The organism is Paraliobacillus quinghaiensis (assembly GCF_003426025.1).
In the GTDB taxonomy this organism is placed as follows: domain Bacteria; phylum Bacillota; class Bacilli; order Bacillales; family Amphibacillaceae; genus Paraliobacillus_A; species Paraliobacillus_A quinghaiensis.
This window is the reverse complement of record NZ_QJSH01000029.1, coordinates 22539-35055: the sequence shown is the minus strand read 5'-3', so window position 1 is coordinate 35055 and position 12517 is coordinate 22539. Positions and strand designations below refer to the sequence as shown.

Sequence of the window (12517 nt, the reverse complement as noted above, 5' to 3'; positions counted from 1 at the left end):
CCGAAGGGGTCATCTTGCTTCCCGCGCTCGACTTGCATGTATTAGGCACGCCGCCAGCGTTCGTCCTGAGCCAAGATCAAACTCTCCATAAAATGCGAGCTTGGTTGCTCATTTAAAATACTAGCTTGTTTCTTACTTAACATACTGGTTGTTTCGTTCAGTTTTCAAAGATCAATTTTGCGCCGTTGTTTTCGACAGCTTTTACATTATATAAAAAACAAAATCAAAAGTCAATAGTTTTTTATAATTGTTTTTTTGCCTGTTTTGCTTTTCAAAAGCAGCGACTTAATTAATATACCATTACAGAAAAGTAATGTCAACAATTAATTTTGTCTCACGACACTGTTCTGTACAACAGAAATTAATATATCATTATTATCTAGAAAAAGCAATAATATATTAACAAGAATCTTAATTTAACTATATAAATAAAAATTAATAGAATAAAACCCTACAATCAAGCGATTGTAGGGTTTCCATTTAGCTCGTTCTCTATTACGATTCACTACGATTACGCATTTGCGGGAATAGTAATACGTCACGAATTGAAGGTGCATTCGTTAAGAGCATCACTAAACGATCAATTCCAATCCCTAGCCCACCAGTTGGAGGCATTCCATATTCTAATGCCTCTAAGAAATCTTCATCCATTTCATGCGCTTCATCATTTCCTTCTGCTTTCTCTTTTACCTGAGCTTCGAAACGTTCACGTTGATCAATCGGATCATTCAATTCCGAAAACGCATTCGCATGTTCACGTTTAACAATAAACAATTCAAAACGATCAGTAAATCGGCCATCTTCTTTATTTTTCTTTGCAAGAGGAGAGATCTCAACTGGATGTCCAAATACAAATGTAGGTTGGATGAGCTTGTCCTCCACCCGTTGCTCAAAGAATTCATTAACAATATGACCAAATGTCATAGTATCTTTAATTTGAACCCCATGTTCCTTAGCAAGTTCTCTTGCTTCTTCATCTGTCATCTGTTTCCAGAAATCTACACCTGTATGGTCTTTGATAGCATCAACCATATGAACTCTTTTCCACTGCGGCTCTAAATTCACTTCTTCTTCACCATACATAATAGTTGTTGATCCAACTACTTCTTTAGCAATATGAGCCACCATGTTCTCTACTAATGCCATAACATCATGATAATCTGCGTAAGCCTCATATAGTTCTAACATTGTAAACTCAGGATTATGACGTGTCGAGACTCCCTCATTACGGAATACACGCCCTATTTCATAGACTTTCTCCATTCCACCCACGATTAATCGTTTTAAATGAAGTTCGATTGCAATCCTCATATATAACGGCATATCTAATGCATTATGATGTGTCGCAAATGGACGCGCAGATGCACCCCCAGCAATACCGTGCATCATAGGTGTCTCCACTTCCAAGAAACCGGCACTGTCTAAATAACGACGCATTGATTGAATAATTTTACTTCTCATTATAAATGTATCTTTACTTTCAGGGTTTGTAATAAGATCTAGATAGCGCTGGCGATAACGCTGTTCCACATCTTTTAAGCCATGGAACTTTTCAGGGAGTGGACGTAATGATTTGGTTAACACCCAAAATTCAGTAGCTTTCACGGAAAGCTCACCAACATTGGTTTTAAAAACTGTACCAGTTACTCCAACAATGTCTCCTAAATCAGCTGCATTAAATAGGTCATATGCCTCTTCTCCAATTTTATCTTTTCTTACATATAATTGAATCTGACCACTTAGATCTTGAATATGAGAGAATCCAGCTTTCCCTTTCCCTCTTTTTGTCATGATTCGTCCAGCGATGGTAGTTTCAATTGCTTTTTCCTCTAACTCTTCTTTTGTGAACTGATCATATGTTTCTACTAAACCCGAAGCTAAATGTGTACGATCAAACTTATCTCCAAACGGGTCAACACCCTGTTCTCTGATAGCTTTTAACTTATCACGTCGCACCTGCATATGTTCATTAAGTTCCTCTGACATCTTCATTTCACTCCCGTTTTAATTGTATTATTGATTGATTATATAATAGCAATACAAATTACTAATTAAATATTTATATAAGCATATAAACCTGTTATTTATCATAACATAATGAATTAATAATTTACTCAATAATTATTAATAAAGAATACCTTGTTGTTAAGAGTTCAACAGATCCTTTCTCACTTTTGTTATCCTTCATTTTTTTCAAGAGGCTGTAACTCCTCTAACGAAATCCCCAACACCTGTGTTGTTCGATTTAACAAGTCGTGTGAAGGCTTACGCATCCCTCGTTCAACTTCACCAATTAATGAAACTGAAATACCTACCTTTTTGGCAAATTGAATTTGTGTATACCCTTTTAATTTGCGGTATGCCTTTATCCTTCTTCCCCAGCGGATTGAATCCATTTAACTACGCCTCTTTTCTCTTCTGTTGGTAAATCAGCTAAAGCACGAACGATACTTTTATTGCTAGATGGAAGCTTCCCACTGGGATTCACATCGAGTAAAGGTATTAATACAAATGCCCGTTCTTCTATTCTAGGATGTGGAATAATTAATTGTTCCGTCTCCATATTTTCTTGATTATAGAGTAAAATGTCAAGGTCTATTGTTCGAGGTCCCCATTTAACCTCTCTTTTTCGACCTAATTTTCGCTCAATTTTTTGGCATGCATTAAGTAATGCAAATGGTTTTAAACTCGTTTCTATTTTTACAACCATATTTAAAAAGTTTGCTTGCTCTTCATATCCCACTGGAATAGTTTCGTAAATCAAGGACTCTTCTATAACATTTAGCTGTTCAACTTGATCCAAAGCATTAATTGCTTTTTGTAAATACGTGAACCTAGGTTCTATATTTGACCCTAAGGCAATATAAGCATAAATCATTTGGATTGCTCCCGATAAATTTCAACGGCAACTGCTTGTATATGCCCAGCAATTGGGGCATCTGGCTTATTAACTTTGACACGGCATGCTTTTAATTGGCTAAAATTTTCTAACAACCTTGATGCAATTGTTTCAGCTACCGCTTCAATAAGTTTAAAAGATTTTCCTTCGACTACCTCTTGGGTTAGTTGATATACATAACCATAATTAATGGATTCCTCCATCTGATCGGACACCCCAGCTTTACGCAAGTCAAGCTCCAATATTACGTCAACAAAGAATCTTTGCCCTAATTTATTCTCTTCCGGAAACAATCCGTGATAACCGTAAAAGGCCATTTTATCAAGATAAATCTTATCCATCTATAGAACCTCCTTTACCTATCAATACGTCCATCATTTTAGCTGATCTGACATTCATTTCTACATTATGTACCCGAACTATATCCACACCTTTTGTAATACCAAAACACGTTGTTGCTGCTGTTGCCTCATCACGTTGATTAATAGGTAAATTTAATACTTTTCCTATCACCGACTTACGAGATGCCCCTAATAACAACGGGTATCCTAATGACAGTAGTTGGTCAAGGACACGTATCAATTCCAAATTTTGATCAGCGCTTTTTGCAAATCCAATACCTGGATCCAATATGATTTTCTCTGGCCTAACTCCCTTTTCTACTGCGATATCAATACTTTCTTGTAGATCAGCCTTCACATCTTCCAATAAAGATATATAAGATACATTCTTTCTATTATGCGTTAAAATAATCGGCACATTAAATGTTGCAGCAACTTGAGCTATTTCCGGTTCCCGTTTTGCTCCCCATACATCATTAATAATATCTGCGCCCGCCTCAATAGCTTGCTTTGCAGTTTCTGCTTTAAAAGTATCAATTGAAATGGGAATAGAGACTGCTTGACGAACTTTTCTTATAATTGGTACGACACGCGCTATTTCCTCTTCGGTTGAAACTGGAGTGTAACCAGGTCTAGTAGACTCTCCACCTATATCGATGATATCTGCACCAGCTTGTTCCATTTGAATAGCTTGCTTAACAGCACTCTCCATTAAGTTAAACTTTCCACCATCGGAAAAAGAATCTGGTGTTACATTTAAAATACCCATAATAGCCGTCTTCTGCGCTAAATTTATAGAGCCTTGTTTTGTTAGAATAACCCGATTCATCTAATCGCCCCTACTTTTTACACCTATTTTACCATCAAATACTACAAATAATCACCTATTACGACATTTTTAGCAAGGAAAATGAGAAAAAGAAAAGGTAGCCTCTATCGAGACCACCTTTCACCTGATTATTACAAATTATTCAGTATCAAATTGATAAAGCGGTGTAGACAAGTAACGTTCTCCGTTACTTGGTATAACAGCTAATACCTTTTTACCTTCTCCTAGTTGTTTGGCTACTTGTCTGGCTGCATGAATTGCAGCTCCAGAAGATACACCACCTAATAAACCTTCATTGCGCGCAGCTTCTCTTGCCGCAGCATATGCATCTTCATTACTTACTGTAATTACTTCATCATACACTTCAGTATTTAATACTTCCGGCACAAAGCCAGCACCAATACCTTGGATTTTATGTGGTCCTGGTTCTCCACCAGATAAAATTGCGGATCCCTCTGGCTCAACAGCAACTATTTTGATATCTTTATATTTTTCCTTTAACACTTTTCCAGCACCAGTTATCGTGCCACCAGTTCCAATACCTGCAACAAAGGCATCCAGTTGCTCACCCATTTGTTCCATAATTTCTTTACCTGTAGTACGTTCGTGTACAGTTGGATTTGCTTTATTGTTAAATTGTTGCGGCATAAAGTAACCATTTTCTTCTTGTAGTTCTTTCGCCTTCTTTATTGCACCTTTCATACCGTCAGCACCAGGGGTTAATACTAATTCAGCCCCATAAGCACGCAATAGATTACGACGTTCTGTGCTCATTGTATCGGGCATAACTAATATTGCTTTATACCCCTTGCTTGCTGCGACCATCGCCAAACCAATACCAGTGTTACCACTTGTAGGCTCGACAATTGTCTTATCAGCTGTTAGTTCTCCACTTTCTTCGGCAGCCTCGATCATAGCAAGCGCAATCCGATCTTTTACAGAACTTCCAGGATTCATAAATTCTAATTTAACATAAATTTCTGCAGCTCCCTGATCAGCCGTACGATTTAATTTTACAATTGGAGTATTGCCAATTAATCCAACAATTGATTCTGCTACTTTCATGTAAATCACTCCTAATCCCGAGTATTCTTATTTGTTTAATTTAACTATACGCTAATTAACATACAACTGTCAACTGTTTCTAATAAATCCAATCAACCTCTAACTGATTCCACAAGTCAGAAGGTTCAGGAGTTTTCTCCATCTTCGTTAACGCAATTTCTCGACGAATATGATTATACAATGTATTATAGCTTAAATTTATATCCGGTAATTCGCGATGCAAATAGATAATTGCTATCCTACCATTGTTACCTATTCTGAAGGGATCACTATAGGTATGCTCTTCCATCCCTATAGCTTGTTGAAAATAATCACTATGCAAAAAACTACTTGTTTCTGTATAATAGCCCAAATAGCCGCCATCACGCTTAGTTGCATCATCAAGTGTATATTCACGAGCTAACGCTGCAAATGAAGCACCACTTTCAAGTTCATCAATTACTTTGTTAGCAGCTGTCTCGTTATTTAATAAAATATGCGATACTTGAATGGAGTGAGAAAATTCGTATTGACCTTTATACTCATTAAAATACGTCTGAATTTCCTGCTCAGAAACCGCAATATCCTGTGTTGATAATTCTTCTAAATATATGCGGTTTTTTATCCCTTTTGTCCATTCCCTTTGTTTAACTGCAATTTCTTCTTCTGTTAATACCCCTTCCATTGTAAAAAGCAGGGAAAGTTCCAAATCAATCACTTCATCGTTTATAGTTACTTCCTGTTCTTTGGCTAGTTGGGTAATCACTTCTTCATTCACCATTTTCTCTAAAGCTTCTCGACCATATTCTTCTTCTAAAGTAGAAACCCAGTGATTATAGGTGATCTCCTCTCCCCCTATTGTTGCAACTGGTTCTTTTTGATCTACTTCAACAGAAAAATCTTCAACTGTATTTGCTTCGCCATCATTTCGATTAAGTAACCAAATCCCAGCCGTCAAAACATTTGTAATTAAAAGTAGGAGGATAACCCTCCAAAGAAACTTGCGTGTCATAACTATTCCCCTTATGCTTTTTTAAGTTCTCTAAGCTCATCAATGTTTAATCTATATTGTTCATTACAGAAATGACATGTGGCTTCTGCCCCTTGATCTTCTTCTATCATTAGGTCAATTTCTTCATCACCTAAGCTTTGAATCGCATTTTTAATCCGATCTTTTGAACATGAACAATGGAATTGCACTGGTAAACTTTCATGAATTTTAACATTTTCATCGCCAAATAATAGCATTAAGATTTGTTGGGGCGTGTTCCCTTCTCGAATCAACGTAGAAATTGGTGGTATACTGGCAATTTTCTTTTCAATTAGTTCAATTGTCTCATCAGTAGCACCTGGCATCACCTGTAAAATAAATCCTCCTGCAGCTAATATTGTATGGTCTGGATTTACTAATACTCCCGCCCCTACTGCTGATGGTACTTGTTCGGAATTAGCAAAATAATAGGTGAAATCCTCACTCACTTCACCTGACACGATGGGAACTTGCCCGGTAAAGTGTTCCTTTAAACCTAAGTCTTTTACAACACTTAAATTTCCTGTCGTACCAACAGCTCTTGCTACATCCAACTTCCCTTTATTATTCAAATCAAAATCGACATGTGGATTTGTAATATAGCCACGAACCTCTCCTTTTGCATTCGCATCTGCAACGATAGGACCAACTGGACCATCACCTTCTAGCTTAACAGTTAACTTATCCTGCCCTTTTAACATCGCCCCCATCATTGTTGAAATTGTAATTGTTCTTCCAAGAGCAGCTGAGGCTGTTGCCCATGTATCGTGACGCCTTCTTGCTTCTTCAACTGTTTCTGTAGATTGAATAGCATATGCCCTAACTGTTCCTTGAAACGCTGTTGCTTTAATTAAATAATCCTTCATCTATAAATATACTCCTTTTTGATTAACTTGTTTTCAAATAATGTTATTATCCTAAAAATTAAGTTCGTAGTTCATATAAAACACGCACTAAAAATATCAAATTAAATTAGATTTATTCATCTTTTCATATATTACATACAGTCCCTTTAATGTTAAGGCAGGGTCAACAATGTCCACCATGCTTGATTCACCTGCAATCAATGCTGCCAATCCACCCGTTGCAACTACTTGAGGGTTCACGTCACTGACCTTTTTAAACCTTCTAACAACCTCATCAACTTGTCCAACATAGCCAAAGTAGACACCAGATTGCATCGCTTCAACAGTAGATAACCCTATAATTTCTTCAGGATGCTTAATCTCAACTTTAGGAAGTTTTGCTGCTTTTGAATACAATGCTTCAAGTGAGATATTAATACCTGGTGCAATTGCTCCCCCAACATATTCTTTTTCTTCATTTACGTAACAATACGTTGTCGCTGTACCAAAATCAATTATTATTAGAGGTGCCCCATAAGATTCAATTGCTCCTATAGCATTAACAATACGATCAGCACCTAATTCATTTGGATTAGGATATTTCATTTTTAAAAATAACTCGATTGTTTCAGTTCCAACAATTATAGGTTTTAGATTAAAATATTTTTCTGCCATCCGATCAAAAGCATACATAATCGGTGGTACAACAGAGGAGATAATAATTGCTTTTATATCAGAAAAAAGCAAACCATCATGTTCAAACAATGATTTAACTAACATGGCAAATTCATCTTCCGTCTTATCACGGTCTGTTTTAATTCGCCATTGGTATTTTAATTCTCCGCTATCAAAGATCCCTAATACTGTATTGGTATTTCCAACATCTAACACAAAAATCATTATCTTTCACCAACTCTACCATAATTATTTTTTTCATCATATCATATTATTTACTATACTTCTGATTGTATCGGGTTCATTTGAAAAAAAACAGTAAAAATACTTACACTTGATCATATTTCACTATATCTTCATGAAACTTTTTATATAATTGTTTGTTTACAATTTTTAAAAAAGTGCGCATTAACGAATCCGCTCCTCAAATGAAATTGGTTTCCTTTCCACAGGCACGACAAGGGTCATGCAAGCGTTGTCCGACTAGGACAGTTTTAGCGTGTGGTTCTCCCCTCTCAAGTCGAAGATATCCACTTGGTAGAGTTTTTTTCTTTACCAATGAAAGCTTTAGACTGAGCACACGGAAAGCGAAGCCATTTTCTGACGTAGCGGATTAGAAGTTTAGAACACAGTTTCATAAAAAAACTGATGCTCAAACCACCAAAGGTGAATTTTTGCATCAGTTTTTTACTACTTATTCTTTTTTGTCTGAACCTGATTCATCGCTAGTTGCATCATTATCTTGATCAAATTCGGAAGAGATAGAGTTTGTCTCTTCTTCAGATTTTGATTGGATGTTAACCTTCAAGTCTTTTTGTTCAGCCGTCTGAGTTTTGTCCTCTAATGGACCTTCCCCATCTTGTTCTGAAACAACCGGATCAGGAAGTACACCATGTTCAAATAGTGATTTAATTTGAGATGCATCTAAAGTCTCCACTTCCAATAAAGATTTCGCAACTAATTCTAGTTTATCTTTGTTTTCAGTTAGAATTTCTTTAGCACGTGCATAACATTGATTAATAAAGCTTTGGATTTCTTGATCAATTTCATAAGCAATTGCATCACTGTAATTTGATTCATTTTGCATGTCGCGCCCCAAGAACACTTGGCCACCAGAACCACCAAATTGCAACGGTCCGATCTTCTCACTCATGCCGTATTCACTTACCATCTTACGCGCAATATTTGTGGCACGCTCAAAATCATTATGAGCCCCTGTACTTACTTCTCCAAAGATTACTTCTTCAGCTACTCGACCACCAAGTAATCCAGTAATCTTATCTAAAAGTTCAGGCTTCGTCATAAAGTAACGATCTTCTTTAGGTAGCATCACAGCATAACCACCTGCTTGGCCACGAGGTACGATTGTAACCTTATGCACCATATCAGCATCATCAAGAACCATCCCAATGATTGTGTGTCCACTTTCATGGTATGCAACAATATTTTTTTCTTTTTCAGAGATAACTCTGCTTTTCTTAGCCGGTCCTGCAATTACACGATCAATTGCTTCATCAACATCGACCATTTCAATCTTTGTTTTATCCCCACGAGCAGCAACTAAAGCCGCTTCGTTTAATAAATTTTCTAGATCAGCGCCAGAAAACCCAGGTGTACGCATTGCAATTGTTTTTAATTCAACATCATCACCAAGCGGCTTGTTACGAGCGTGAACTTTCAACACATCTTCACGCCCACGTAAATCTGGACGATCAACAGTAATTTGTCGGTCAAAACGTCCCGGACGTAATAATGCTGGGTCTAAAATATCTGGACGGTTAGTTGCAGCAATAATGATAATACCTTCATTTTCACCAAAACCATCCATTTCAACTAGCAACTGGTTCAACGTTTGCTCGCGTTCATCGTGACCGCCACCGACACCGGCACCACGTTGACGACCAACCGCGTCAATTTCATCAATAAAGATAATACCTGGTGCATTCTTTTTCGCATTATCAAATAAATCACGAACACGCGAAGCACCAACACCAACAAACATTTCTACAAAGTCAGAACCACTAATCGAGAAAAATGGCACTCCTGCCTCACCAGCAACTGCACGCGCTAGTAATGTTTTACCTGTCCCTGGAGGCCCTACTAATAAAACACCTTTAGGAATTTTTGCACCAATTGCATCAAACTTACGAGGATCTTTTAAGAAATCTACTACCTCAACAAGTTCTTGCTTTTCTTCATCAGCACCAGCAACGTCTTTAAATCTTACTTTCTTTTTCTCTTCTGTGTACATCTTAGCCTTGCTTTTACCAAAGTTCATCACTTTGTTTCCGCCACCCTGTGATTGGCTAAGAAGGAAGAAAAATAAGATAAATATAATCACAAACGGTATCATGGTCGTTAGAAACGTTACCCAACCGCTTGGCTGTTCCTCTGGTTTAACATTTAAAATGTTTTGGTCTTTTGCTTGCTCATAAATATTTGCAACGATGTCTGTATTGTCTGGAATATTTGTAACAAATGTAGTACTATCTTCATCTGTTAACTCCCCTTCAATTCGCATTACACCATTTGAGGGGCGCATCTCCATTTCTGCAATATTACCGTTATCAAGAGCTTGCATAAATTCATTTACTTTATATTCTTCTTCTTGATTATTTTGTCCTGTGAACACTCCCATTACGGATATCACAACTAAAAATATAACAAAATAAAAAATTACATTACGTACTATTCGATTCATTGCCTACCTCCTCCCAAGCGAGAAAACTATAGTAAATAGTACCATATTAAAAAGGTTAATTACAACTAATTGCATTTATCCTTTTAAGATATGCTACCCTTTCTTTTAACATGCTAGTCGTACTTATTCTCCACCATATACATGCGGTTTTAGAACACCTATATATGGAAGGTTGCGATATTTTTCTTGATAGTCTAACCCATAACCAACAACAAATTCATTTGGAACTTTAAAACCCACCACGTCTGCTTTTATATCAACAGTACGTCCTTCAGGTTTATCCAACAAGGTAACTATTTTAATTGATTTTGCTTTTCGGTATTTAAATAAATCAACTAAATAGCTTAATGTAAGACCGCTATCAATGATATCCTCAATAATAAGCAGATCTCTTCCTTCTACTTTTGTGTTTAAGTCTTTTTCAATTTTCACTTCACCTGATGAGCGTAATTCTCCTCCATAACTCGAAACGTCCATAAAATCCATTTCTAAGTATGTATCCATAGAACGAAGTATATCAGACATAAACGGAAGAGCACCTTTTAATACACCAATTGCTAAAGGAAAGCGATCTTGATACTCCTCTGATAATTGCGCGCCAAGTTCCTTACATTTTTCTTGTATTTCTTCTTGTGAAACTAATATCTTTTCGATGTCCTTGTGCATTCCAATCCTCCTAGATATTTTCATTACTTCTATATTCAATTTTAATAAATTGATGCCCATTGGAATGACCTTTCTCAGTTCCCTTTACTAAACCGATAACCCACAACACATCTCCTTGTTGGTCAACAATTAAAGGCCACCTATCTCGCTGATGTAAGGGGATTTTCTTATCAATAAAAATATCCTTCACTTTTTTTCGACCATGCAACCCTTTTACATACATACGGTCCCCTGGCTGTCGATATCTAACCAAAAAAGGAGTTTGTTTCTCTACATCAACCTGAACAATCAACACATTTCTATCTTGATTCTTTGAAAATGGTGGTTTAATTACTGATGCAACAATTTCTGTACCGTCTGGCAGCCTGACCTCGCCAGGAACAGGAAGGAAGTAGGAGAAATTATGTGCTTTTTCCTCTTGGAATTGAAAGTGAATCGACTGATAGGACTTTGTCATCCTCATTTTTTTAGGCAGATCTATCGATGCATTTGCTCTTTCACTATGTATAAGATCAAAAAACTGCTCCTCATGACCATAATGCAAACTATCTGGCAATACATCATAAAGATAATTTAATATTAGATGAAACACACGCCTTTGTAAAGCAAACGGATACTTTTTCAGTAAAATAATTGAACATTCTACTTGTTTCGGTTTATTTATAATATGAACAATAGATTCAAATGCTTTTTGTGCTTGTTGATCCAAATAGTGTGTATCAGCGGTAATTGCCTCACTTAATTTCTGAATAGATCGATGTAGGTTAGGATTTTGCTCCTTTAGCAGTGGCGATAAGTGCATTCTAAAGAAATTTCGTGTATAGAGATCCTCTTCATTCGATGGATCTCTTCTAGGGGTAATACCTTTTTCTTTACAGTAGGATTCAATATCTTTTTTCGTTACAGCCAAAAACGGCCTGATAATTTGACCAGTCGCAAATTCCCGCCTAAGCGGTATCCCAGTCAGTGCAGCGGGGTTTGAGCTACGTGTAAGTCGCATTAACATAGTTTCAATTTGATCATCTCCGTGATGACCTAACACGAGATAATCAGCCTGGTGTTGTTTCATTTGCTCATAAAAAAATGTATAACGCATTTTACGGGCAGCTTCTTGAGTGCCGAGTTTATGTTTTTTCTTATAAGTCGGCACGTCAACTGATGTATTATGAAAAGCAATATTATGCTCGAAACAAAACGCTCTCACATACTCAACATCTTCTCGTGACGCTTCCCCACGTAATCCATGATCTACTGATAGCACAATTAAATGAAAATCCCATTGATGTTTTCTAGCATTTAAGTAATATAATAGAGCCATTGAGTCAGGCCCACCTGAGACACCAATTAACAACGTACTATGGGGTTTCAGAAGATCATGTCGTTTAATAAATCCATCAATTTCATATTCCATTTTTTCATCCAACTTCTTTCGTGAACTAGTAAGCAATTCTATCCTAACACTTTACTAAATACATAGAAAGTCCTTT

Annotated in this window: 12 protein-coding genes and 1 rRNA gene; all 13 read right to left on the bottom strand. The window is 36.8% G+C overall.

The window, feature by feature from the left end; genetic code table 11:
- A 16S ribosomal RNA gene (locus D2K40_RS14225) occupies positions 1-92 on the bottom strand; the annotation flags it as partial.
- Positions 93-495: 403 nt separating this feature from the next.
- Positions 496-1986, bottom strand: a complete 1491-nt coding sequence (gene lysS, locus D2K40_RS14220; protein WP_117157002.1) for a lysine--tRNA ligase — start codon at positions 1984-1986, stop codon at positions 496-498.
- Between the two features lie 191 nt (positions 1987-2177).
- Entirely contained in the window at positions 2178-2396 is a 219-nt protein-coding gene (locus D2K40_RS14215) for a helix-turn-helix domain-containing protein (RefSeq protein WP_117157001.1), read from the bottom strand.
- Positions 2366-2878 carry a 2-amino-4-hydroxy-6-hydroxymethyldihydropteridine diphosphokinase gene (gene folK / locus D2K40_RS14210; protein ID WP_117157000.1) on the bottom strand — a complete coding sequence of 171 codons (513 nt, stop codon included), beginning with the start codon at positions 2876-2878 and terminating at the stop codon, positions 2366-2368. The genes D2K40_RS14215 and folK overlap by 31 nt, the downstream gene beginning before the upstream one ends.
- Entirely contained in the window at positions 2875-3240 is a 366-nt protein-coding gene (folB, locus tag D2K40_RS14205) for a dihydroneopterin aldolase (RefSeq protein ID WP_117156999.1), read from the bottom strand. The genes folK and folB overlap by 4 nt, the downstream gene beginning before the upstream one ends.
- Entirely contained in the window at positions 3233-4069 is an 837-nt protein-coding gene (gene folP, locus D2K40_RS14200) for a dihydropteroate synthase (RefSeq protein ID WP_117156998.1), read from the bottom strand. The genes folB and folP overlap by 8 nt, the downstream gene beginning before the upstream one ends.
- A 138-nt stretch (positions 4070-4207) precedes the next feature.
- A complete protein-coding gene (cysK, locus tag D2K40_RS14195; RefSeq protein WP_117156997.1) occupies positions 4208-5134 on the bottom strand; it encodes a cysteine synthase A in 927 nt (308 codons plus the stop codon).
- Between the two features lie 79 nt (positions 5135-5213).
- Positions 5214-6125 (bottom strand): peptidylprolyl isomerase, encoded by a 912-nt coding sequence (locus D2K40_RS14190; RefSeq protein ID WP_117156996.1) that lies wholly within the window; start codon positions 6123-6125, stop codon positions 5214-5216.
- An 11-nt stretch (positions 6126-6136) separates the two neighbouring features.
- On the bottom strand, positions 6137-7009 hold the full coding sequence (hslO, locus tag D2K40_RS14185; RefSeq protein ID WP_117156995.1) for an Hsp33 family molecular chaperone HslO: 873 nt from the start codon (positions 7007-7009) through the stop codon (positions 6137-6139).
- A gap of 96 nt (positions 7010-7105) precedes the next feature.
- Entirely contained in the window at positions 7106-7888 is a 783-nt protein-coding gene (locus tag D2K40_RS14180; protein ID WP_117156994.1) for a type III pantothenate kinase, read from the bottom strand.
- Positions 7889-8357: 469 nt separating this feature from the next.
- On the bottom strand, positions 8358-10364 hold the full coding sequence (gene ftsH / locus D2K40_RS14175; RefSeq protein WP_117156993.1) for an ATP-dependent zinc metalloprotease FtsH: 2007 nt from the start codon (positions 10362-10364) through the stop codon (positions 8358-8360).
- A 123-nt stretch (positions 10365-10487) separates the two neighbouring features.
- Positions 10488-11030, bottom strand: coding sequence for a hypoxanthine phosphoribosyltransferase (gene hpt / locus D2K40_RS14170; protein ID WP_117156992.1), 543 nt, complete (start codon positions 11028-11030; stop codon positions 10488-10490).
- 10 nt (positions 11031-11040) lie between these two features.
- Positions 11041-12441, bottom strand: coding sequence for a tRNA lysidine(34) synthetase TilS (gene tilS, locus D2K40_RS14165; RefSeq protein WP_117156991.1), 1401 nt, complete (start codon positions 12439-12441; stop codon positions 11041-11043).
- Positions 12442-12517: the final 76 nt, after the last annotated feature.